Origin of the sequence: Streptantibioticus cattleyicolor NRRL 8057 = DSM 46488 (genome assembly GCF_000240165.1) — a bacterium.
Taxonomy (GTDB): Bacteria; Actinomycetota; Actinomycetes; order Streptomycetales; family Streptomycetaceae; genus Streptantibioticus; species Streptantibioticus cattleyicolor.
The window spans coordinates 3,527,942-3,550,067 of sequence record NC_017586.1; the positions used below are offsets into that span (position 1 = coordinate 3,527,942).

A 22,126-nucleotide genomic window follows, 5' to 3' on the forward strand; every position below is an offset into this window, starting at 1 on the left:
GGTCGCGTAGGTTGTCCGGGACCAAACATGGACCGTCCGTACCGGAACGGTCCCGGAACAGTGGTTCGCGGGAGGCGGAGATGCCGGGCAGCACGCCGGTACGGCGCAGCAGTCTGCGGCAGCAGATCGCCGACGCGCTGCGCGACGAGGTGCTGACCGGCCGGCTGCCCTCGGGCCGGCGCTTCACCGTCAAGGAGATAGCCGACCTGTACGGGGTCTCGGCCACCCCGGTCCGCGAGGCCCTGGTCGACCTCGCCGCCCAGGGCCTGCTGGAGGTCGAGCACCACCGGGGCTTCCAGGTACGGGAGTTCACCCACGCCGACTACCGCGGTCTGGTGGAGGCCCGGATCCTGGTCACCGAGGGGATCTTCCGCCGGCTCACCGACCGCGGCCTGGCCGCCTTCCCGCCCGAGGCGATGGCCTCGGTACGCCGCCGGGCCGAGGCCGCGGTCAGCGCGGTACGCGCCGGGGCGCTGGACGTCCTCATCGGCTGCGACCAGCGCTTCTGGCGGGAACTGGCGCTGCTCGCCGAGAACTCCCACATCAGCGAGTTCCTGGAACGCCTGCGCGCCCAGTCCTGGGTCTTCGCCGTGCCCTTCCTGCGCGCCGAACGCGACCTGTCCCAGGTCTGCTGGACCGGCCACGTCGTCCTCGCCGACGCCATCCGCGACGGCGACGCCGAAGCCACCCGCCGCCTCGTCTCCGCCTACAACGAGCACGCGCTCACCCTGATCGACCGGCTGACCGACCGGGGGTAGGCCCACCTGACCCGGAGCCGTGGTGGTGACTACCCTGGTCATCCCTTCGACTGCGACCCGCTGGAGCGCCCGTGGCCTGTGATCTGTGGCTGGTGCCGTTGGTGGATGTGCTCTGCCACAGTCCCGACAACCCGTTCGCCGAGGAGATCGCGGCGTACGACAAGGCGCTGGGCGCGGCGGGGTTGCCGCCGGTGCCGGTGCACGGCTACATGCCGGGGCTGACCGGGGACGTCGCGCCGGTCGCCGGGTTCGACTACGACGCGCTGCACTTCCTGCGCCGGGCCTACATGCTGCTGCTGTGCGGTCTGGAGGTGACGCCGGTGGGTGAACTCGGCGGAGACTACGAGCAGTTGCTGGAGATGTTCGAGACGGCCGCCCGGCAGTCGCACCTGGTGTGGCACTACGACCACGCCGGCGCCTACCTGCCGCTGGACTTCCCGGCGCCGCTGGCCGACGACGAACTCCTCGCCGGGGGCGGCCCGTTGGGCTCCAGCCACGGACTGCTGCGCGAACTGCAGGCGGTGGCCCCGGCGATCGGCATCGACCCGGCCAACCCGCCGGCCCCGCCCGCCCCGCCGGACCGGCCCACCGAGCTGGACGAGCCGGCCCGCACCCCGTACGACGGCAGCCCGTTCGCCCGGGAGCGGCACGTGTGGCTGGGGCTGCACCGGGCGGCCACCCGGAGCCTGGCCCAGGGCTCGATGATCATGTTCAGCTGACCGGCGCCGGCGGTCCGCCGGTCAGCGCGGCGGGCCCTCCGGGGGGCGCTGCCGCGGCATGCTGGGCCGGCCGCCGGGCGGCAGCGGGAACCGGCTGGGCCCCGAGCCCTCCGGCCGCCGGGCCCAGCCGGTCAGCGACTGGGTGTACAGCGGCCCGCTGCCGGCCCCGAACTCCACCAACCACTCCGCGGTCTCGCCGCGCACCAGGTCCGAGACGTCCTCGCAGAACCGCCGCAGCACCGCCAGGCAGCGCTCGGCCGCCTCGCTCGCGGTGCCCTCGGTGGGCCCCAGCACCTCCCGTACGCTCTCCGACGCCCAGTCGAAGCGCAGCGCCTCCAGCCGCCGCTGCACGGCCTGCGCGGTCGCCACGTCCCGCATCCAGCCCGACGAGAGGCCGAACCAGCGGTCCACGCCGACGCAGACCACGGCCGCCAGCAGCCCGAGGTAGCCCCAGCCGGCCAGCGCCCCGGGCACGTCGGTCAGGCGCAGCGCGGGCAGAGCCACCCCGCCGGCCGCGCCGAGCACCGCCCCGCCGCGCAGCACCCGCGCCCAGCGCCGTTTCCACACCCGGTCGGCCAGGTACCAGTCGGCGGTGCGCACCGCGGTGCCCTCGGCCCAGCGGTACAGCTCGTCCAGGCGCACCGCGGGGTCGCCCCAGTCGCCCACCGGGAACGGCGCGGTGCGCAGGTCCTCCCGGCGCTCCCGGTGCGGCCGGGGCGGACGTCCGCGGCGGTAGAGACCGCCGGCGCGGCCCGGCACCGGGCGGCCGAACCACGCCGGCACCCCCGGACGGCCCAAGGCCCCCGGGACGTGCCCTGGCGGGCTCTCCTCCCGAGGCGCCCCCTCGGGGTGCTTGTCCGGTTGGCTCACCCGCGCACTTCCTCTCCCACCCGTCGCCACCGCCGAAGGCGCCCCGCGGCCGCTGCCGGAGCGCGCCGCCGGGCCCACCCCCGTGGGTTCGAAGCCCACTTCTTACCGCCGAACGGCTGACCCCCGCGGACCCGATCCGGGCCAAACCCGCTGAATGTGCCCCGTCAGCGGCCTGACCCCGGGCCCGCGGGCCACTCGAAAGAGTGACCCGAGTGGCCGCCGGGGGTCACCTGGCCCGGCGGGGGCGGCGGGAGCGGGCCGTAGGCTAGGTTCCCGTGAAGGTCCTCGTTATCGGCGGTGGCGCCCGCGAACACGCCCTGTGCCGCTCCCTGTCCCTCGACCCCGACGTCACCGCGCTGCACTGCGCCCCCGGCAACGCCGGGATCGGCGAGGTCGCCGAGTTGCATCCGGTGGAGATCCTGGACGGCGCCGCCGTCGCCGACCTGGCCGTCCGGCTCGGCGCCGACCTGGTCGTCGTCGGCCCGGAGGCCCCCCTGGTGGCCGGCGTCGCCGACGCGGTACGGGACCGGGGCATCGCCTGCTTCGGCCCGTCGGCGCGGGCGGCGCAGCTGGAGGGGTCCAAGGCGTTCGCCAAGGACGTGATGGCGGCGGCCGGGGTGCCGACCGCCCGCGCCTACGTGTGCGCCACCCCCGAGGAGGTCGACGCGGCGCTCGACGCGTTCGGCCCGCCGTACGTGGTCAAGGACGACGGCCTGGCGGCCGGCAAGGGCGTGGTGGTGACCGAGGACCTGGCCGCCGCCCGGGCCCACGCGCTCGCCTGCGACCAGGTGGTGATCGAGGAGTACCTGGACGGCCCCGAGGTCTCGCTCTTCGCGGTGACCGACGGCGAGACCGTGGTGCCGCTCCAGCCCGCCCAGGACTTCAAGCGGGCGCTCGACGACGACCAGGGCCCCAACACCGGTGGCATGGGCGCCTACTCGCCGCTGCCGTGGGCCGGCCCGGCGCTCGTCGAGGAGGTCACCGCCACCGTCCTGCAGCCCACCGTGGACGAGCTGCGGCGGCGCGGCACGCCCTTCGCCGGGCTGCTCTACGCGGGGCTGGCGATCACCTCGCGCGGGGTGCGGGTGATCGAGTTCAACGCGCGCTTCGGCGACCCGGAGACCCAGGTGGTGCTGGCCCGGCTGAAGACCCCGCTGGCCGGGGTGCTGGCGGCGGCGGCCACCGGACGCCTGGCGGAGCTGCCGCCGCTGCGGTGGCGTGACGAGGCCGCGGTGACCGTGGTGATCGCCGCGCACAACTACCCCGGCGCCCCGCGCACCGGCGACCCGATCGAGGGACTGGCGGACGTGGCGGCCGGCCCCGACCACACCTACGTCCTGCACGCGGGCACCCGGACGGACGAGGACGGGCGGGTGGTGAGCGCCGGAGGCCGGGTGCTCTCCGTAACGGCGCACGGTCAGGATTTGGCCATTGCTCGGGAGCGGGCGTACACCGGGGTTGGCCGGATCCGGCTGGCCGGCTCCCACCACCGCGGCGACATCGCCCGCAAGGCCGCCGAGGACGCGCAGACCCCGGCCGACGCCCGCTGACCCCTCGAACACCCTCGAACAACCGGTATCGAACGGTGGAAACCGGGCGGGAGCCGGGCACCCCGCCCAGCGCCCGTCCGGCGCCGTGCGTTGCCCAAAGCCATTCCATCGAGTGACCGCTTGGCCATACGGCTGACGCGGCACCCCGGCCCAACTATGGTGCGGCGCAAGCGGACTGCGGCCGGCGCCGCGCCATTGGGGCAACTGGCCGTACGGACATTGCGATGTCGGTGGCGGGTGCCAGAGTGGGGGGACGGGACACCGCCGTCGGCCGGTGTCCGCCGTCGTCTCAGGTATGGGGGTGAACAGCTCGGTGGCCGGTGCAGACGCAGCTCGTTCCCGCGCCCTCGCGGTGCTCCGCATCCGCGGTGCCGCGCTGGCGGTCGCCCTCCTGCCCGCCGCGGTCGCCGTCGTGCTGCTGGTCGCCGGTGCCACCGGGCGGATCGGCGGTGACGGCTGGGACGCGGTGCGGTGGGCCGTGGTGGCCGGCGCGCTGGCGGTCCTGGTGCTCGCCTTCGGGGTGGCCGCCGTCATCGTCCGCGCCCGCCCGGCCGTCAGCCCCACCGTCGAGGTCACCGAGGAGGCCGCGCCCGAGCTCTACCGCATGGTGCGCGACCTGGCCGGACGCCTGGAGGTGCCGGCCCCCTCGGCCATAGCGCTCACCCCCGACTGCGACAGCTGGCTGGAGGACCGCAGCCACCGCAGCCGCCGCCGGCCCCCGCGTCCGGACGGCGGCGCCCGCGCCCCGCGCCCGCACCGCCGCGTCCCCGACGCCCCGGTGCTCGTCATCGGCTCGCCCTTCATGTGGTGGATGCGCGTCGCCGAGCTGCGCGCCCTGCTCGCCCCCGTGGTGGCCGGCACCGGACCCGCCGCCGACCCCGACATAGCCGCCGCCCGCCGGTTCCTGCGCGGGCTGGACGCGGCCGTGGCGGTGGCCGCCTCCGGCCGCCGGACGGGCCCCGGGCACGGCGGGCCGCGGCTGCGTGGCCTCGCCCGCCTGGCGCGCCGTCCGGCGCTCGCGTTCGTCGGCTGGGTGGCCCGGCTGCTGCTGCGCCGCTGCCGCGGCCACGCCGCCGAGATGGAGCGCGCGGTGGCCGCCGCCGCCTCGGAGCGGGCCCAGGCGGTCGACTACGGGCTGCGGATCGTCGCCCAGGAGCAGGTCGGGCTGGCCTACGCGGGCTGGGACCGGCTGCTGACCCGGGTGGCGCTGCCCGCCTGGCGGATGGGGCGCTGGCCCTCCCAGCTGGACGCCGGCGTGGTGGCCGCGCTCACCGAGCTGTCCCGGCGCGACCGGCTCGCCGAGGGGTTCGAGACCCGGCTCGGCGAGCGCCCCGCGTGCGACCTGCTGGAGGAGCCCGGCGCCATCGACGCAGCCGCCTCGCTGCTGGCCGCCCGGCTCTTCCACGGCGGCCCGAACCGCCCCGGCCGCCCCTGGTCACCGGTGGCCTGGGAGTCCTACCCCGAGCAGGTCGTCGACCGCATCTGGCGCAGCGACGCCGCCCGGCTCCACCGGGTGCTCGACGAGCTGGCCCCGGTGCCCGACGGCGGTCCGGCCGAGACGGCGGGCGGCCCCGGCCCGGCCAAGGCGACCCTGGCCCGGGTGCTCGACCGGCTCGCCCAGGGCGGCAGTGACGAACTCGCCGCGCGGATCAGCGCCCACCAGGAACGCGAGGTCCACGACGGCCCCGGCGACCCGGCCGGAGATCCGCTCGGCGCCGCCCCCGCCGAGTCCGCCGCGGGCCCCGCCGACCCCGTTCCGCTGCCGGTGCCCACCTCCATACCCGCCGGGCCGGTGGGCCCCGAGGGCGATCCGCCCACCCCGGTCTACCAGTTGCTGCCGCCGCGCACCGGGCGGGAGCTGCTCACCGACCACGTCACCGCGATGGTGTGCTGCGCCGCCGTGGACACCGCCGGCGCCGCCCCCGGCCTCGACTGGCTGGACGGGCCGACGCTGCTGGTCGGCGGGGTCCGCAAGGCCGATCTGGCCTGGCCGGTGCTGCGCCTGGTGGAGAACGGCGACCCGGGGCCGCTGCGCGCCTGGCTGGCCACGGTGGGGGTGCGACTGGAGACACCGGTGCGCCTGGCGTGAGGGGCGCGCGCCCGGGCGCACCCCGGTGCCCCCGCCGGGCCACCCGTCCCACCGCATGTTTTCGTACCGGTCACCGATGACCGGATACGCATCATCCGGAGGGATTCTGTTCCGAAAAATAGCCACTAAGGGTGACGGTGACAGCGCAATGTGTGATGTCCTGGAAATGCACCGGCGCCCACCGAAGCGACCGTCGGACGACCACGCGCCGAGGGCGGGGGAGGGATACTCGTGGGAACGGACCAGATCCGCCGCTGGGACTCCGGCGCACTCGCACACGCCGTGACCGACCCCTTCGGCCAGGGCCCGCTGCCCTGGCTGCGCGGACGCGAACAGTACCTGGACGACGGCCAGTTGCTGCCCTGGTACGCCGGACGTTCCCTGCCCGACGACGGCGCCGACCGGCTGCCGGGCCAGCGCGCCGGACGCCGCCGCCGCTCCACCGGGCTGCGCAACGCCGACGACGTGGGCCTGCAGATCAAGGGGTTCACCTCCGGCGGCTCGGTGACCCCGGGCGGCTCGGTCGACTTCCACGTCACCGTCGACCCGCCGCAGGACTTCGTGGTCGACATCTACCGGATCGGCCACTACGGCGGCGACGGCGCCAACTACATCACCAGCAGCCCGCGGCTCTCCGGCGTCGTCCAGTCCGGGCCGCTCACCGCCGGCCGCACCGTCTCCTGCCACCACTGGTGGCTCTCCTGGCGCCTCCAGGTCCCCTCCTACTGGAGCACCGGCGCCTACGTGGCCGTCCTCACCACCCCCGACGGCTACCGCAGCCACATCCCGTTCACCGTGCGCGACCTGCCTCCCGACCCGCCCCGCGACCCGGCCGTGCGGCAGCCCCCCGACTACGAGGCCGACCTGCTGCTCCTGCTGCCCGACGTCACCTGGCAGGCGTACAACCTCTACCCCGAGGACGGGCGCACCGGTGCCAGCCTCTACCACGCCTGGGACGAGGAGGGGCGGCTGCTCGGCGAGGAGGCCGCCGCGGTCACCGTCTGCTACGACCGCCCGTACGCCGGCGCCGGGCTGCCGCTCCACGTCGGCCACGCCTACGACTTCATCCGCTGGGCCGAACGCTACGGCTACGACCTGGCCTACGCCGACGCCCGCGACCTGCACGCCGGACGCGTCGACCCCACCCGCTACCGGGGCCTGGTCTTCCCCGGCCACGACGAGTACTGGTCGGTGCCGATGCGCCGGGCCGTCGAGCGCGCCCGGGACCATGGCACCTCGCTGGTCTTCCTCTCCGCCAACACCATGTACTGGCAGGTCGAGTTGAGCCCCTCCGCCAGCGGCGCCCCGGACCGGCTGCTCACCTGCCGCAAGCGCCGCAGCGACGCCCGCGGGCGCACCGCGCTCTGGCGTGACATGGGCGAGCCGGAGCAGCTGGTGCTCGGCGTGCAGTACGCGGGCCGGGTCCCCGAGCCCTCCCCGCTGGTCGTCCGCAACGCCGACCACTGGCTGTGGGAGGCCAGCGGGGCCGGCGAGGGCGACGAGCTGCCCGGCCTGGTGGCGGGCGAGGCGGACCGTTACTTCCCGCGCACCGCGCTGCCGGCGTACACCGCGCGAAGACTCCTCGCCCACTCGCCCTACCTGGACTCCACCGGCGTCCGCCAGCACCAGGAGACCTCGCTGTACCGGGCGCCCAGCGGCGCGTACGTCTTCGCCTCCGGCACCTTCGCCTGGTCGCCGGCGCTCGACCGGCCCGGCCACGTCGACCCCCGGATCCAGCGGGCCACAGCCAATCTGCTGGACCGTATCTGCAAGCGCGACTGACCCCGCCGCACGCGGCCGGTGCGGCCATCGGGGAGAATCGGGGCAGCTGGGTCAACCTACGTGGAGGAAGCGTGTCCGGATTCGTGGAAAAGCCCGAGCCGGTGTCGGTGCCGGGTCTGGTGCATCTGCACACCGGCAAGGTGCGCGAGCTGTACCGGGACGGGCAGGGCCGCCTGGTGATGGTGGCCAGCGACCGGATGTCCGCCTTCGACTGGGTGCTGCCCACCGTCATCCCGGACAAGGGGCGCATCCTCACCCAGCTGTCGCTGTGGTGGTTCGAGCAACTCGCCGACCTGGTGCCCAGCCACGTGATCTCCACCGAGCTGCCCGAGGGCGCCCCCGCCGACTGGGCCGGGCGCACCATGGTGTGCCGTTCGCTGGAGATGATCCCGGTCGAGTGCGTGGCCCGCGGCTACCTGACCGGCTCCGGGCTCGCCGAGTACCGGCGCGACCGCACGGTGTGCGGGCTGGCGCTGCCCGAGGGGCTCACCGACGGCTCCGAGTTGCCCGCCCCGATCTTCACCCCGGCCACCAAGGCGGAGGTCGGCGAGCACGACGAGAACGTCTCCTACGAGGAGGTGGCCCGGCGGCACGGCGCCGAGACCGCGGCCGAGCTGCGCCGGGTCACCCTGGACGTCTACGCCCGCGGCCGGGACATCGCCCGGGAACGCGGCATCCTGCTGGCGGACACCAAGTTCGAATTCGGCCGCGCGGACGGCGAGTTGGTCATCGCCGACGAGGTGCTCACCCCCGACTCGTCCCGGTTCTGGCCCGCCGACCAGTGGCAGCCGGGGCGCGCCCAGCCCTCCTACGACAAGCAGTTCGTCCGCGACTGGCTCACCTCCCCGGCCTCCGGCTGGGACCGGGCCGGCGAGCAGCCCCCGCCGCCGCTCCCCGCCGAGGTCGTCGAGCGCACCCGGGCCAAGTACGTCGAGGCCTACGAGCGGCTGACCGGCACCCCTTGGGCCTGACCCGCCGCCCGCCCCGGACACGTCCCCCGCGCCCCCCGGCCGCGACGGGCCGGGGGACGCGGTACGGGTCTCAGGCGGCCGGCAGGTTCTCCGGGCGCGGGGAGCCGGCGCCGCCGGGGGAGCCGAAGCGCACCCCCTTGGCCTCCTTGCCCACCGCGCTCAGCACGATCACCACCACCAGCGTCGGGAAGACGGTGGCCATCAGCGCCGTCGGATAGCTGTACGCCTTCGCCAGCGCCTCCTGGATCGGCAGGTTGAGGGCGGCGATCAGGTTGCCGAGCTGGTAGGTGACCCCCGGGTAGAAACCGCGGATGGCGTCCGGGCTCAGCTCGTTCAGGTGCGCCGGGATCACGCCCCAGGCGCCCTGCACGCACACCTGCATCAGGAACGAGCTGAACGCCAGCCAGCCCGCCGTGGTGGACAGGGCGAAGATCGGCACCACCAGGATGCCCGCGCCGGCCGAGATCATGATGATCCGGCGCCGCCCGAGCCGCTCCGAGTAGGCGCCCAGCACCGTGCCGCCGACCATCGCCCCGATGTTGTAGACGACGGCGATCAGGATCGCGGTGTCCGGGGAGAGCCCGAGCCCCTTCTTGATGAAGGTCGGGTAGACGTCCTGGGTGCCGTGGGACATCCAGTTGAAGGCGGTCATCAGCAGCACCAGGTAGCCGAAGCGGCGCAGCACGGCCGGGTTGCGGAGGACCGCCCGCACCGGGGTGTCGGTCAGCCGCACCGCCCGTTCCCACACCTCGCTCTCCCCGACCCGGCTGCGTACCCACAGCGCGACCAGCGCCGGCACCAGGCTGAAGGCGAACAGGCCGCGCCAGCCGAAGGCCGGCTCGATCACCAGGAAGGCCACCGCCGCCAGCAGATAGCCCAGCGAGTAGCCGCCCTGGAGGACGCCGGACCAGAAGCCGCGCTTCTCGGCCGGGATCTTCTCCATCGCCAGCGCCGCGCCCAGCCCCCACTCGCCGCCCATCCCGATCCCGTACAGCAGGCGCAGCACCAGCAGCACGGTGTAGTTGGGGGCGAAGGCGCAGGCGAAGCCGACCACCGAGTAGAAGAGCACGTCCACCATGAGCGGCACGCGCCGGCCGCGTTTGTCCGCCCACAGCCCGAAGACGAAGGCCCCGACCGGGCGCATGATCAGCGTCGCCGTGGTCAGGAACGCCATGTCGGTCAGTGAGACCTTGAACTCGTCGGCGATCTCGCTGTAGACGAGGACGACGAGGAAGTAGTCGAAGGCGTCCATCGCCCAGCCCAGGAAGGCCGCGACGAACGCGTTGCGCTGGTCCTTGGTCAGGCCGCGCGCTTGCTCCCGTACCGTACTCAGCATCTGCGGAACCTACGGCCGGGCCGGTTGGCTGTCAACGGTCGTGATCATGACCGGGGAACGCGGAAGGGCCCGGCCCCCTCACGGGGACCGGACCCTTCCGGCACGGAGCGGACGACGAGGCTCGAACTCGCGACCTCAACCTTGGCAAGGTTGCGCTCTACCAACTGAGCTACGTCCGCGTGCGCGGTGCGCTGCTGTGCCCCATCATAGCCAACCGCGGCGGCGTGCGGCACGGACGGCCGCGTGCCGGTTCTCGGCGCCCAGCTTCGCGGTGGCCGAGGAGAGGTAGTTGCGGACCGTCCCCGGGGACAGGCAGGCCCGCGCGGCGATCTCCGCGACCGGGGCGCCGTCGGCCGCCAGCGTCAGCAGCTCGGCCTCCCGGGCGGTGAGCGGCGACTCCCCGGCGCTGATCGCGTCGGCCGCCAACTCCGAGTCCACGTACCGCCCTCCGCCGTGCACGGTGCGGATGATCTCGGCGAGCCGCTGGGCGGAGACGGTCTTGGGCACGAAGCCGCGCACCCCGGCCGCCAGCGCCCGCTTCAGGTGGCCGGGGCGCCCGTGGCCGGTGACGATCATGACCCGGCACTCCGGCACCTCGGCGCGCAGCGATGTGGCCACTGTCACACCGTCCGCCCCCGGCATCTCCAGGTCGAGTACGGCGACGTCCGGCCGGTGGGCCCGGGCCATGGCGAGCGCCTCGGGGCCGGAGGCGGCCTCGGCCACCACCCGCAGATCGTCCTCGAAGGAGAGCAGCGCCGCCAGCGCCCCCCGGATCAGGTGCTCGTCGTCGGCGAGCAGCACCCGTACCGTCCCGGTCACGAGGTCACCGCCGGCTCCACCGGGTCCGTGGCGGGGCGGGACGCCTCGTCCGCCGCCGTACCGGACGGCCACGGCACCGTCGCCGTCAGCCGGAAGCCGTCCGGGGCGCAGGGGCGGGCGGCGAGCGTGCCGTCCAGGGCCGCCAGCCGCTCGCGCAGCCCGGCCAGCCCGCTGCCCGAACCGGGCGGGCGGGCGGCGTCCACCCCGTCGTTCTCCATGGTCAGCACGGCCGGACCGGGCGGCCCCGCGCGCAGGCCGATGACGCAGGTCCGGGCGTCCCCGTGGCGCAGCACGTTGGTGGTCCCCTCCCGCACCACCCAGGCCAGCGCCGACTGGACCACCGGGGGCAGCGCCGTGCCGTCGTCCCCCTCGATCCGGGCGGCCACCCCGGCGGCCCGCAGCACCGACAGGGCGCCGGTCAGCTCCGAGCGGAGGCCGGCCGTGCGGTAGCCGCGCACCACCTCCCGCACCTCCGCCTGCGACTCCTGCGCGATCCGCTGCACCTCGACCATCTGCTCCACCGCCTCCGGGCGCCCCCGGCGGGCGAGTTGGACGGCCAGCTCGCCCTTGAGCGCGATCACCGCGAGGTTGCGCCCGAGCACGTCGTGCAGGTCCCGCCCGAACCGCAGCCGTTCCTCGGCGACCGCCAGCCGCGCCTGCGCCTCCCGGGCCGCCGCCAACTCCCGCACCACCGAGACCACCCAGGCCGAGCAGCGGACCGTGGCCGCCGTGGAGGCGGTGGAGAACGCCCCCACCAGCAGGCTGACGACGACCCCGTAGACGTTGAGCCCCAGCCCGGCCAGCAGCACCGCGACGCAGACCGTGGGGACCGCCGCGATCACGGCCACCGTCCGCCGCCGGGCCACCAGCAGCGCGTACGAGCCGGTGAGGACGGACGTCACGAAGGACAGGCCGGCCGGGAGGAGGTAGACCGCGACCAGCAGCCCGGTGCCGGCCAGCGCGCCGAACCCGGCCAGCAGCAGCGCGGTGACCACGCCCAGCGCGCACACCGGCCACGGGTGCGGCCGGGGCGCGGTGGCCGCCAGCCGCCGCGTCATCGCCTGCCCGGTCACCACGACGGCCAGCACGCACTGAGCCACCGTCAGCGGCACCAACAGCCAGGGGAGTACGGAGTCCCACCGGCGGCCGATACCGGGGAGCGCCAGTACCAGTTCCGAGCAGCCGAAGACCACGTAGGTGGCGTTGACCGACTTCCTGGTGTACGACTCCACCCGTTCCGCGCTGCTGCGCCGCTGCCGCCGCACCCCGGCCCCCTCCACGCGCCCGTCCGCTCCGCCGCCGTCCCGTCGACCACCGTCCGGCCCAAGCGTCCCGCGTGGCAAGGGGGTACGGCGGTGCGCGGTGTCATCGGCGCGGATGACATTTGTCACCGGAACCCCGGGCGAATAGCCGTAGGGCCCGATCCGGAAGGATCAGGCCCTACGTTGTGGAGCGGACGACGAGGCTCGAACTCGCGACCTCAACCTTGGCAAGGTTGCGCTCTACCAACTGAGCTACGTCCGCAGGTTGCCCCCGAGCGGCTCTCACCGCCCGGTGCGCTGACCACTCTACCTGATCGATGGACCCGGTAGGGCTGTCGGAGCGGGTGACAGGAATTGCACACTGCGCCTCCCCTTTGGAAAAGGGGCGCTCTGCTACTGAGCTACACCCGCGCGGTTCGGTTGCCCGGCCCTTCGGCCTCGCCCCCGGCGCGCTCCAGACTTTAGCGGATCACCGGGGGTGGTTGTCCAATCGGCTTCCGGGGCCCTCGCCGCGCCCCCGACCAGGGGCGCCGCGAGGGCGGGCGGCGGCTCAACTCGCCGCTTCGAACGCCTCGTAGACCTTCTTGGGGATCCGGCCGCGCGGGGGCACGTCCATGCCGTTGGAGCGGGCCCAGGCGCGCACCGCCGCCGGGTCGGGGGCGACCGAGGTGCGCTGGTACGCCTTCCCGGAACGGCTGCGGCGCCGGCCGGCCTTGAGGTAAGGCGTCAGCGCATTGCGCAGCTTGTCCGCGTTGGCGGCGGAGAGATCGATCTCGTACGCCTTCCCGTCGAGGCCGAAAGCGATCGTTTCCGTGGCCTCGCCGCCGTCGATGTCGTCGGAGAGTGTGACCACCACGCGCTGCGCCATGGATATCGGTCCTTTCGTTCGGCAACGGCCGGGCGACGGATGGCCAACCGCATCCGCCGAGCCGTTCTGACGTGCGGCAATGTGCCAGAGTCCGCGGGCCCAAGTCAATGGTCCGGTATTTCTTCGGGAGAACGATTACAGGCCGCGACCGTGAGTTATTTCCCAACGGTGCCGGAACGTAATCGGAACCTTGAGGTTTTCCTCGCGTTTTTCCTGGCAGGTTAGCCCGGTCGATGCATAACCGTGATGGGGTGACCGGCATATCTATGCGCGTAGATTCTCCGGCCGGGTACGCTGAAGGCACCTCACGCACCACACCACCGGGAGTGCCAGTGGCACGCGTCGTAGTCGACGTCATGCTCAAGCCGGAGATCCTCGACCCCCAGGGCCAAGCGGTGCAGCGCGCGCTTCCGCGCCTGGGCTTCGAGGGGATCTCCGACGTTCGTCAGGGCAAGCGCTTCGAACTCGAAGTGGAAGGGGCGGTCGACGACGACGCCCTGGCCCGCATCCACGCGTTGGCCGAAACGTTCCTCGCCAACACCGTGATCGAGGACTTCGTCGTAAGGGTCGAATCGTGACCCACCCGTCGCCCGCCACCACCCTCGACGGAGGCCCTACGGGCCGCGGTGCCAAGCGGATCGGTGTCGTCACCTTCCCCGGCACCCTGGACGACCGGGACGCGCTGCGGGCGGTCCGGGTCGCGGGTGCCGAACCGGTGCCGCTGTGGCACCGGGAGAAGGACCTGCGGCAGGTCGACGCGGTGATCCTGCCCGGCGGCTTCTCCTACGGCGACTACCTGCGGGCCGGGGCCATCTCCCGGTTCTCGCCGATCATGGAGAAGGTCATCGAGGGCGCCCGTGAGGGGCTGCCGGTACTCGGCATCTGCAACGGCTTCCAGGTGCTCACCGAGAGTCACCTGCTGCCCGGCGCGATGCTGCGCAACAACCACCTGCACTTCGTCTGCCGCGACCAGAGGCTGCGGGTGGAGAACGCGGAGACCGCCTGGACCTCCGAGTTCACCGCGGGCCAGGAGATCCGCATCCCGCTGAAGAACATCGACGGCCGCTACACCGCCGACCGGCGCACCCTGGAGGAGCTGGAGGCCGAGGGCCGGGTGGTCTTCCGCTACCTCACCGACGGCGACCCCGCCGACGGGTACGGCAACCCCAACGGCTCGCTCGACGACATCGCCGGCATCACCAACGAGGCGGGCAACGTCGTCGGCCTCATGCCCCACCCCGAGCACGCCGTGGAACCGCTGGTCGGCACCGGCGGCACCGACGGCCTCGGGTTCTTCACCTCGATCCTGAGGAAGCTGGTCAGCGCATGACCCTGGACACCACCAAGCACGCAGCCCAGACCCCGGACACCGCGCTGCCCTGGGCCGAACTCGGGCTCAAGCCGGACGAGTACGAGCGCATCGTGGACATCCTGGGCCGCCGGCCCACCGGTGCCGAACTCGCCATGTACTCGGTGATGTGGTCCGAGCACTGCTCGTACAAGTCCAGCAAGGTGCACCTGAAGCAGTTCGGCGAGAAGGCGCCGGACAGCTCGGCCATGCTGGTGGGCATCGGCGAGAACGCCGGCGTGGTCGACGTCGGCCAGGGGTACGCGGTCACCTTCAAGGTCGAGTCGCACAACCACCCCTCCTACATCGAGCCGTACCAGGGCGCGGCCACCGGGGTGGGCGGCATCGTCCGTGACATCCTGGCGATGGGCGCCCGTCCGGTGGCCGTGATGGACCCGCTGCGGTTCGGCGCCGCCGACCACCCCGACACCAAGCGGGTGCTGCCCGGCGTGGTGGCCGGCATCGGCGGCTACGGCAACTGCCTGGGCCTGCCCAACATCGGCGGCGAAGTGGTCTTCGACCCCTGCTACCAGGGCAACCCGCTGGTCAACGCGCTCTGCGTGGGCGTGATGCGGCACGAGGACATCCACCTGGCCAAGGCGTCGGGACCGGGCAACAAGGTGATCCTGTACGGCGCCCGCACCGGCGGCGACGGCATCGGCGGCGTCTCGGTGCTCGCCTCCGAGACCTTCTCCGACAGCGGCCCGGCCAAGCGCCCCGCGGTGCAGGTCGGCGACCCGTTCCAGGAGAAGCTGCTCATCGAGTGCACCCTGGAGATCTTCGCCGAGAAGCTGGTGGTGGGCATCCAGGACCTCGGCGGGGCCGGGCTGTCCTGCGCCACCAGCGAGCTGGCCTCGGCCGGCTCCGGCGGCATGCGCGTCGAGCTGGACCGGGTGCCGCTGCGCGACTCCTCGCTCTCCCCCGAGGAGATCCTGATGAGTGAGTCGCAGGAGCGGATGTGCGCCGTCGTGGCGCCGGAGAACGTCGACCGCTTCCTGGAGATCTGCGAGAAGTGGGACGTCATCGCCACCGTCATCGGTGAGGTCACCGACGGCGACCGGCTGGAGATCTACTGGCACGGCGAGCAGATCGTGGACGTCCCGCCGCGCACCGTCGCCCACGAGGGCCCGGTCTACCACCGGCCCTACCAGCGCCCGAGCTGGCAGGACGACCTCCAGGCGGACGACCCGGCGAAGCTTGCGCGTCCGGCCACCGGGGACGAACTGCGCGCCGCCGTACTGGAGTTGATCTCCTCGCCCAACCAGGCGTCCAAGTCCTGGATCACCGACCAGTACGACCGCTTCGTGCTCGGCAACACCGTCCTCGCCCAGCCCGAGGACGCCGGCATGGTCCGCATCGACGAGGAGACCAACCTCGGCGTGGCGGTGGCCACCGACGGCAACGGCCGGTACGCCAAGCTCGACCCGTACACCGGCGCGCAGCTCGCGCTGGCGGAGGCGTACCGCAACGTCGCCGCCACCGGGGCCCGGCCGCTGGCGGTCTCCGACTGCCTCAACTTCGGCTCGCCGGAGGACCCGGCGGTGATGTGGCAGTTCGCCGAGGCCACCCGGGGGCTCGCGGACGGCTGCCAGGCGCTGGGCACCCCGGTCACCGGGGGCAACGTCTCGCTGTACAACCAGACCGGCGAGACGGCCATCCACCCGACGCCGGTGGTGGCGGTGCTCGGGGTGATCGACGACGTCACCCGGCGCACCCCGGTCGCCTTCGCCGAGGAGGGGCAGCTGATCTACCTGCTCGGCGAGACCCGCGACGAACTCGGCGGCTCGGCCTGGGCCCAGGTCGCCCACGGCCACCTCGGCGGGCTGCCGCCGGCGGTGGACCTGGAGCGGGAGAAGCTGCTCGCCGAGATCCTCATCTCCGGCTCCCGGGACGGCATGATCGACGCCGCCCACGACCTGTCCGACGGCGGGCTGGTGCAGGCGCTGGCCGAGTCGTGCCTCAAGGGCGGCAAGGGCGCCCGGATCGTGCTCCCGGAGGGCGCCGACCCGTTCGTGACGCTCTTCTCGGAGTCGGCGGGGCGGGCGGTGGTCGCCGTGCCGCGCAGCGAGGAGCTGCGCTTCACCGACATGTGCGCCGCGCGCGGGCTGCCGGCCGCCCGGATCGGCGTGGTGGACGGCGACACCCTCGACGTGCAGGGCCAGTTCGCCATCCCGCTGGCCGAGCTGCGCCAGGCCCACGAGGCCACCGTCCCGGCGCTGCTGGCGTAAGGCCACGGCCGCCACGGCCCCGTACCCCACGCGCACGCGCCGGGGTACGGGGCCGTGGCGCGTCGGTAAGGTCGGCGGCATGGCGACGACGGCTCGGCGCAAGGCGCGTTCGTACGATCCGCGGCGGACCCGGGGGGCGCTGACCGCGCAGACCGCTGCGGTGCTCACGGCGGCCCGCGGGCTCACCCCCGGGCAGCTCGACGCGCCCTGCGGCCTGCCCGGCTGGGACGTGCGCGACCTGCTGGCGCACCTCGCGGCGCAGATCGACGCCGTGCCGGCCGCGCTGGCGCTGCCCGCGCCGCCGCCCGGCACCCCCGTCACCGACGTCACCGGCCTGCCCGCCTCGCCGCCGGCCCCGGCGGGTTCCGCCGCGCGCACGGCCGACCCGGTGGCCGCCGTCGAGGCCGCCGCCGCCCGGCTGGAGCCGGTGCTGGACGAGGCGGTGCGCGCCGACCGGATCGTCCCCCACCCCGGCGGCGCCGTGCGCGCCCTGGACCTCACCGTGACCCGGCTGCTCGAACTCGTCGTCCACGGCGACGACCTGGCCCGGGCCACCGGCGTCGACGTGCCGCCGGACCGGCAGGCGCTGGCCGCCGCCGTACGGCTGCTGGCCGACGCGCTGGCCGCCCGCGCCCCGGGCAACTCCGTGGAGCTGCGGGTGCCGCCGTTCGCCGCCGTACAGGCCGTTCCCGGGCCCCGGCACACCCGTGGCACCCCGCCGAACGTGGTGGAGACCGACCCGCTGACCTGGCTGCGGGTGGCGACCGGACGGGAGAGCTGGGCGGCGGCCTGCGAGCGGGCGGCGATCAGCGCCAGTGGCGAACGCGCGGATCTGTCCGGTTTCCTGCCGCTTCTCACGTGACCGCTGCCACCACGCACCTGGGGCCGGGGGCACCGGCGGGGCCAGTAGACTCGTACTCGTGCCACGTGGCGACGGACGACTCAACCACGATCTCCTTCCCGGCGAGAAGGGCCCCCAGGACGCTTGCGGTGTCTTCGGTGTCTGGGCTCCGGGTGAAGAGGTCGCCAAGCTCACCTACTTCGGGCTGTACGCCCTGCAGCACCGCGGACAGGAGTCCGCGGGCATCGCAGTGAGCAACGGCTCCCAGATTCTGGTCTTCAAGGACATGGGACTGGTCTCCCAGGTCTTCGACGAGACCTCGCTCAGCTCCCTCCAGGGCCACATCGCGGTGGGCCATGCCCGCTACTCCACCACCGGTGCCTCGGTGTGGGAGAACGCCCAGCCCACCTTCCGGGCGACCGCGAACGGCTCCATCGCGCTGGGCCACAACGGCAACCTGGTCAACACCGCGGAACTGGCCGAGCTGGTCGCGGCCCTCCCGCAGGGCGACGGCCGGGCCACCAACGTGGCGGCCACCAACGACACCGACCTGGTGACCGCGCTGCTGGCCGGCCAGGCCGACGAGGACGGCAAGCCGCTCTCCGTCGAGGAGGCCGCGGCGCGGGTGCTCCCGCAGGTCAAGGGGGCCTTCTGCCTGGTCTTCATGGACGAGCACACGCTCTACGCGGCGCGTGACCCGCAGGGCATCCGGCCGCTGGTGCTGGGCCGGCTGGAACGCGGCTGGGTGGTCGCCTCCGAGACCGCCGCGCTCGACATCGTCGGCGCCTCGTTCGTCCGGGAGATCGAGCCCGGCGAGCTGATCGCCGTCGACGAGAACGGCCTGCGCACCTCCCGGTTCGCCGAGGCCCGCCCCAAGGGCTGCGTCTTCGAGTACGTGTACCTGGCCCGCCCGGACACCGACATCGCGGGGCGCAACGTCTACCTCTCCCGGGTCGAGATGGGCCGCCGGCTGGCCAAGGAGGCCCCCGCCGACGCCGACCTGGTGATACCCACCCCGGAGTCCGGCACCCCGGCCGCCGTCGGCTACGCGGAGGCCAGCGGCATCCCGTACGGCTCCGGCCTGGTGAAGAACTCCTACGTCGGCCGGACCTTCATCCAGCCCTCGCAGACCATCCGGCAGCTCGGCATCCGGCTCAAGCTCAACCCGCTCAAGGAGGTCATCCGCGGCAAGCGGCTGGTGGTGGTGGACGACTCCATCGTCCGCGGCAACACCCAGCGCGCCCTGGTGCGGATGCTCCGCGAGGCCGGCGCCGCCGAGGTGCACGTGCGGATCTCCTCGCCGCCGGTGAAGTGGCCGTGCTTCTTCGGCATCGACTTCGCCACCCGGGCCGAGCTGATCGCCAACGGGATGTCGGTCGAGGAGATCGGCAAGTCGCTCGGCGCCGACTCGCTGGCCTACATCTCCATCGACGGCATGGTGGAGGCGACCACGATCGCCAAGCCCGACCTGTGCCGGGCCTGCTTCGACGGCGAATACCCGATGGAACTGCCCGACCCGGAGCTGCTGGGCAAGCAGTTGCTGGAGACCGAACTGGCCGGCGGTCCGGACGCGGCCAACGCGCTGCGCCGCCCGTAACCCCGCGCGCTGTCGTACATCACTACCGAAAGATCCCAGCCATGTCTGAGACCACGAGCACCGGTGCGAGCTATGCCGCGGCGGGTGTCGACATCGAGGCGGGCGACCACGCCGTCGAGCTGATGAAGGAGTGGGTGGCCAAGGCCACCCGCCCCGAGGTCGTCGGCGGCCTGGGCGGCTTCGCCGGTCTCTTCGACGCCTCGGCGCTCAAGCGCTACCAGCGTCCGCTGCTGGCCTCCGCCACCGACGGGGTGGGCACCAAGGTCGACGTCGCCCGCCGGATGGGGGTCTACGACACCATCGGCCACGACCTGGTCGGCATGGTCGTGGACGACCTGGTGGTGTGCGGCGCCGAGCCGCTGTTCATGACCGACTACGTGTGCGTCGGCAAGGTCCACCCGGAGCGGGTGGCCGCCATCGTCAAGGGCATCGCCGAGGGGTGCTCGCTGGCCGGCTGCGCGCTGGTGGGCGGCGAGACGGCGGAGCACCCGGGGCTGCTCGGCCCGGAGGAGTTCGACGTGGCCGGGGCGGGCACCGGCGTGGTCGAGGCCGACCGGCTGCTCGGTGCCGACCTCATCCGTACTGGTGACGTGGTGATCGCCATGGAGTCCTCCGGACTTCACTCGAACGGGTACTCGCTCGTGCGGCACGTGGTCTTCGACCGGGCCGGCTGGGCGCTCGACCGCGAGGTACCGGAGCTGGGCCGCACCCTCGGCGAGGAACTGCTGGAGCCGACCCGGATCTACGCGCTGGACTGCCTGGCGCTCACCCGCACCACCGAGGTGCACGCCTTCGCGCACATCACCGGCGGCGGACTCGCCAACAACCTCGCCCGGGTGATCCCGGACCACCTGCACGCCACGGTGGACCGCGGCAGCTGGGCGCCGGCCCCGGTCTTCGGCCTGGTCGGCTCGCTCGGCGAGGTCAGCCGGCCGGAGCTGGAGAAGACCCTCAACATGGGCGTCGGCATGATCGCGGTGGTGCCCACCGGTTCGGTGGACGCGGCGCTGACCACGCTGGCCGACCGCGGGGTGGGCGCCTGGGTGGCCGGTGAGATCACCGACCGCGGCGACCGCGCCGAGGCCGTGACGCTGACCGGGGGGTACGCCGGGTAACCGGGGGCACGCACGACGAAACCCGGTCCGGGCAGGCCCCGGACCGGGTGAGCGAGACGCGGTGAAAGACGGAAGCGTCAAGCGCGACGACGTTGCGAAGAGTGGTGCTGGCTCTCCTCGTCCTCGTCGTCCTCGTCGTTGTAGAGATCCGCGTACCGTGCGTACGGGTCGTCGTTCAGCTCATCGTCTTCCACGTGCTCCGGCTTCGCCGGCTGCGTCGACGATGCGCCCAGCTCCTCGGCCAGACGTGCAAGATCAGTACCGCCGCTGTTGTACTTCAGCTGGCGGGCGACCTTTGTCTGCTTGGCCTTGGCCCGGCCGCGCCCCATGGCTCGACCCCCTCAACGGCGGGGCTCAACGGCCCCGAGTCTTGACACGCGTTCATGAAGTGGAACGGTCTTCAACCACCGAAGACCGGTCCGTAGGGCTTCAACGGTACCTGCTTCTGTGGCCGCACGGTACGCCGCCCGCACGACGCGCGTCGAAGCAGGGGCCGTAAACGCCCCCGTCCTAGCTGGTCAGCCCTGATTTTACCTTCTTCTGTGCACGGATCGCCGCCGGGGCGTGGTACGGGTCGCACTTCGCCGGGTGCACGGCGCGGGCACGGACCGCCACCACGGTCCCCCGGACGGCCGACCCTCAGCCGGCCAGCGCCGCCGGACCGTCCTGCACACCCCCCGCGGCCAGCCACGATTGCGCCGGGGTGCGCTCGGCCATGCGCGTTTCGGCCAGCCGGTCGGCGGCGACCGCGGGGGGCACGCCGTCGGCCGCGGCCCGTTCGAAAATGGCCAGGGTGGTGTCGTAGATCCGGGCCGCCTTCGCCTTGGCGCGCTCGAAGTCGAAGCCGTGCAGCTCGTCGGCGACCTGGATCACCCCGCCGGCGTTGACCACGTAGTCGGGGGCGTAGAGGATGCCGCGATCGGCGAGGTCCTTCTCCACCCCGGGGTGGGCGAGCTGGTTGTTGGCGGCACCGCAGACCACCGAGGCGGTCAGCTGCGGGACGGTCTCGTCGTCGAGGGCGCCGCCGAGGGCGCAGGGCGCGTACACGTCGAGGCCGGCGCGGATCAGGGCGGTGGTGTCGGCGACCGCCTCGACCTCGGGGTGGCGCTCGCGGATCGCGGCCACGGCCTCGGCGCGCACGTCGGTGACGACCACCCGGGCGCCGTCCGCCAGCAGGTGCTCCACCAGGTGGTGGCCGACCTTGCCGACCCCGGCGACGCCGACCCGGCGACCGCTGAGGGTGGGCTCCCCCCAGCGGGTGGCGGCGCTGGCCCGCATGCCCTGGAAGACGCCGAACGCGGTGAGCACCGAGGAGTCGCCGGCGCCGCCGCCGGCCACCGAACGCCCGGTGGTCCAGCGGTTCTCGGTGGCGACCACGTCCATGTCGGCGACGTAGGTGCCGACGTCGCAGGCGGTGACGTACCGGCCGCCGAGGGAGGCGACGAAACGGCCGTAGGCGCGCAGCAGTTCGTCGGTCTTGTCGCTGACCGGGTCGCCGATGATGACGGCCTTGCCGCCGCCGTGGTCCAGGCCGGCGAGGGCGTTCTTGTAGCTCATGCCGCGGGCGAGGTTGAGGGCGTCCTCCACGGCCTCGTCCTCGGAGGCGTAGGGGAAGAAGCGGGTGCCGCCGAGCGCGGGGCCCAGGGCGGTGGAGTGGATGGCGATCACGGCCTTCAGGCCGGTGGAGCGGTCCTGGCAGAGCACGACCTGCTCGTGTCCCCCCTGTTCCGATCGGAACAGCTTGGAGACCACGGAGTTCGTCTGACGTACGTCGGTCACGGTGGTGACTCCCGAGGTCGGTGGTGACCCTCCGGATGGGTGGGGAGGGCTCGATGACGAAAGCGTAGAGCCAGCGGTGCCCGCGAACCACGGCGTGTCGTGGATCAGTACCTTGTGGGTGACATCGTCCGGTGACCGGGGGCGGCAGACGCACACCGCGGCGGCGTGGGACGATGCGCGTACAGGCGGCGACG

The 22,126-nt window shown here is 73.5% G+C and carries 19 protein-coding genes and 3 tRNA genes; 12 read left to right on the forward strand and 10 right to left on the reverse strand.

The annotated features are described in order from the left end of the window. Positions 1-80 precede the first annotated feature (80 nt). Together SCATT_RS15690 and SCATT_RS15695 are read left to right on the forward strand one after the other, a co-directional pair. Positions 81-758 (forward strand): GntR family transcriptional regulator, encoded by a 678-nt coding sequence (locus tag SCATT_RS15690; RefSeq protein ID WP_014144065.1) that lies wholly within the window; start codon positions 81-83, stop codon positions 756-758. A 71-nt stretch (positions 759-829) separates the two neighbouring features. Then, positions 830-1,477 (forward strand): hypothetical protein, encoded by a 648-nt coding sequence (locus tag SCATT_RS15695; protein WP_014144066.1) that lies wholly within the window; start codon positions 830-832, stop codon positions 1,475-1,477. A 21-nt stretch (positions 1,478-1,498) separates the two neighbouring features. Here SCATT_RS15695 and SCATT_RS15700 read toward each other — a convergent pair whose 3' ends face one another. After that, positions 1,499-2,347 carry an SLATT domain-containing protein gene (locus SCATT_RS15700; RefSeq protein ID WP_014144067.1) on the reverse strand — a complete coding sequence of 283 codons (849 nt, stop codon included), beginning with the start codon at positions 2,345-2,347 and terminating at the stop codon, positions 1,499-1,501. 275 nt (positions 2,348-2,622) lie between these two features. Between SCATT_RS15700 and purD the strand changes: the two genes are divergently transcribed. The 4 genes from purD to SCATT_RS15720 all read left to right on the forward strand — a co-directional run bounded on the left by purD (position 2,623) and on the right by SCATT_RS15720 (position 8,739). Beyond that, positions 2,623-3,897: a phosphoribosylamine--glycine ligase gene (purD, locus tag SCATT_RS15705; RefSeq protein WP_014144069.1), complete on the forward strand. Its 1,275-nt coding sequence runs from the start codon at positions 2,623-2,625 to the stop codon at positions 3,895-3,897. A gap of 295 nt (positions 3,898-4,192) precedes the next feature. Further along, the gene (locus tag SCATT_RS15710) at positions 4,193-5,986 is read left to right on the forward strand and encodes a membrane protein (protein WP_014144070.1); all 1,794 of its coding nucleotides are present in this window, start codon (positions 4,193-4,195) and stop codon (positions 5,984-5,986) included. 231 nt (positions 5,987-6,217) lie between these two features. After that, on the forward strand, positions 6,218-7,768 hold the full coding sequence (locus tag SCATT_RS15715) for a N,N-dimethylformamidase beta subunit family domain-containing protein (RefSeq protein ID WP_014144071.1): 1,551 nt from the start codon (positions 6,218-6,220) through the stop codon (positions 7,766-7,768). Between the two features lie 71 nt (positions 7,769-7,839). Beyond that, positions 7,840-8,739, forward strand: coding sequence for a phosphoribosylaminoimidazolesuccinocarboxamide synthase (locus SCATT_RS15720; protein WP_014144072.1), 900 nt, complete (start codon positions 7,840-7,842; stop codon positions 8,737-8,739). Between the two features lie 70 nt (positions 8,740-8,809). Here the strand turns inward: SCATT_RS15720 and SCATT_RS15725 are convergent, their stop codons facing one another. The 7 genes from SCATT_RS15725 to SCATT_RS15755 form a co-directional block, all read right to left on the reverse strand. Continuing rightward, positions 8,810-10,075 carry an MFS transporter gene (locus SCATT_RS15725; RefSeq protein ID WP_014144073.1) on the reverse strand — a complete coding sequence of 422 codons (1,266 nt, stop codon included), beginning with the start codon at positions 10,073-10,075 and terminating at the stop codon, positions 8,810-8,812. 106 nt (positions 10,076-10,181) lie between these two features. Continuing rightward, a tRNA-Gly gene (locus tag SCATT_RS15730) sits at positions 10,182-10,254 on the reverse strand. Between the two features lie 25 nt (positions 10,255-10,279). Continuing rightward, the gene (locus SCATT_RS15735; protein WP_014144074.1) at positions 10,280-10,894 is read right to left on the reverse strand and encodes a response regulator transcription factor; all 615 of its coding nucleotides are present in this window, start codon (positions 10,892-10,894) and stop codon (positions 10,280-10,282) included. Continuing rightward, positions 10,891-12,174 (reverse strand): sensor histidine kinase, encoded by a 1,284-nt coding sequence (locus SCATT_RS15740; protein WP_014144075.1) that lies wholly within the window; start codon positions 12,172-12,174, stop codon positions 10,891-10,893. The genes SCATT_RS15735 and SCATT_RS15740 overlap by 4 nt, the downstream gene beginning before the upstream one ends. A gap of 168 nt (positions 12,175-12,342) precedes the next feature. Next, positions 12,343-12,418: transfer RNA gene (locus SCATT_RS15745), tRNA-Gly, on the reverse strand. Positions 12,419-12,495: 77 nt separating this feature from the next. Further along, a tRNA-Gly gene (locus tag SCATT_RS15750) sits at positions 12,496-12,567 on the reverse strand. A gap of 139 nt (positions 12,568-12,706) precedes the next feature. Next, complete coding sequence (locus SCATT_RS15755; protein WP_014144076.1) at positions 12,707-13,024, reverse strand: histone-like nucleoid-structuring protein Lsr2; 318 nt, start codon at positions 13,022-13,024, stop codon at positions 12,707-12,709. A 332-nt stretch (positions 13,025-13,356) separates the two neighbouring features. On the opposite strand from SCATT_RS15755, the gene purS reads away from it, so the two are divergent. From purS to purM, 6 genes are all read left to right on the forward strand, one after another. Continuing rightward, a complete protein-coding gene (gene purS / locus SCATT_RS15760; protein ID WP_014628150.1) occupies positions 13,357-13,602 on the forward strand; it encodes a phosphoribosylformylglycinamidine synthase subunit PurS in 246 nt (81 codons plus the stop codon). Beyond that, positions 13,599-14,354, forward strand: coding sequence for a phosphoribosylformylglycinamidine synthase subunit PurQ (gene purQ, locus SCATT_RS15765; RefSeq protein WP_014144078.1), 756 nt, complete (start codon positions 13,599-13,601; stop codon positions 14,352-14,354). The genes purS and purQ overlap by 4 nt, the downstream gene beginning before the upstream one ends. Next, positions 14,351-16,600, forward strand: coding sequence for a phosphoribosylformylglycinamidine synthase subunit PurL (purL, locus tag SCATT_RS15770; RefSeq protein ID WP_014144079.1), 2,250 nt, complete (start codon positions 14,351-14,353; stop codon positions 16,598-16,600). Before purQ ends, purL begins: the two co-directional genes overlap by 4 nt. Before the next feature lie 79 nt (positions 16,601-16,679). Further along, the gene (locus SCATT_RS15775) at positions 16,680-17,462 is read left to right on the forward strand and encodes a sterol carrier family protein (RefSeq protein ID WP_014144080.1); all 783 of its coding nucleotides are present in this window, start codon (positions 16,680-16,682) and stop codon (positions 17,460-17,462) included. A 58-nt stretch (positions 17,463-17,520) separates the two neighbouring features. Continuing rightward, complete coding sequence (gene purF / locus SCATT_RS15780) at positions 17,521-19,038, forward strand: amidophosphoribosyltransferase (protein ID WP_014144081.1); 1,518 nt, start codon at positions 17,521-17,523, stop codon at positions 19,036-19,038. A gap of 41 nt (positions 19,039-19,079) precedes the next feature. After that, positions 19,080-20,153 carry a phosphoribosylformylglycinamidine cyclo-ligase gene (purM, locus tag SCATT_RS15785; RefSeq protein ID WP_014144082.1) on the forward strand — a complete coding sequence of 358 codons (1,074 nt, stop codon included), beginning with the start codon at positions 19,080-19,082 and terminating at the stop codon, positions 20,151-20,153. Between the two features lie 77 nt (positions 20,154-20,230). Here the strand turns inward: purM and SCATT_RS15790 are convergent, their stop codons facing one another. Further along, positions 20,231-20,482: a DUF3073 domain-containing protein gene (locus tag SCATT_RS15790; RefSeq protein WP_014144083.1), complete on the reverse strand. Its 252-nt coding sequence runs from the start codon at positions 20,480-20,482 to the stop codon at positions 20,231-20,233. A 310-nt stretch (positions 20,483-20,792) separates the two neighbouring features. Next, positions 20,793-21,932: a Leu/Phe/Val dehydrogenase gene (locus tag SCATT_RS15795; RefSeq protein ID WP_014144085.1), complete on the reverse strand. Its 1,140-nt coding sequence runs from the start codon at positions 21,930-21,932 to the stop codon at positions 20,793-20,795. Positions 21,933-22,126: the final 194 nt, after the last annotated feature.

Bases quoted from the DNA above. Each gene is read 5' to 3' on its own strand.
- SCATT_RS15690 (WP_014144065.1), top strand. From the start codon at position 81: ATGCCGGGCAGCACGCCGGTACGGCGCAGCAGTCTGCGGCAGCAGATC.
- SCATT_RS15710 (WP_014144070.1), top strand. From the start codon at position 4,193: ATGGGGGTGAACAGCTCGGTGGCCGGTGCAGACGCAGCTCGTTCCCGC.
- SCATT_RS15725 (WP_014144073.1), bottom strand. From the start codon at position 10,075: ATGCTGAGTACGGTACGGGAGCAAGCGCGCGGCCTGACCAAGGACCAG.
- SCATT_RS15755 (WP_014144076.1), bottom strand. From the start codon at position 13,024: ATGGCGCAGCGCGTGGTGGTCACACTCTCCGACGACATCGACGGCGGC.
- purL (WP_014144079.1), top strand. From the start codon at position 14,351: ATGACCCTGGACACCACCAAGCACGCAGCCCAGACCCCGGACACCGCG.
- SCATT_RS15775 (WP_014144080.1), top strand. From the start codon at position 16,680: ATGGCGACGACGGCTCGGCGCAAGGCGCGTTCGTACGATCCGCGGCGG.
- purM (WP_014144082.1), top strand. From the start codon at position 19,080: ATGTCTGAGACCACGAGCACCGGTGCGAGCTATGCCGCGGCGGGTGTC.
- SCATT_RS15790 (WP_014144083.1), bottom strand. From the start codon at position 20,482: ATGGGGCGCGGCCGGGCCAAGGCCAAGCAGACAAAGGTCGCCCGCCAG.